The organism is Lysobacter sp. Root690, from assembly GCF_001427785.1.
In the GTDB taxonomy this organism is placed as follows: Bacteria; Pseudomonadota; Gammaproteobacteria; order Xanthomonadales; family Xanthomonadaceae; genus Lysobacter.
The window spans coordinates 626,365-626,595 of record NZ_LMHM01000011.1 but is presented as its reverse complement, the minus strand read 5'-3'; positions in this window follow the sequence as shown (position 1 = coordinate 626,595).

Sequence of the window (231 nt, the reverse complement as noted above, 5' to 3'; positions counted from 1 at the left end):
TACGCGTGTCTGAACCCTTAGCCGTCGTCGCATCGTTTCCGTCATCCCCGCGAAGGCGGGGATCCAGAGACTTCAGCGCCATCTTTCCAGAACGTCATTCCCGCGAAGGCGGGAATCCAGTGGCTTTCGTGCAGCCGCGATTAAAGTCGCTGGATATTCGGCTCCGCCGAAGTAAAGCAGAGCCCGCGTTCGCGGGAATGACGAATTGAGAGATGGCGCTGAAGTCTCTGG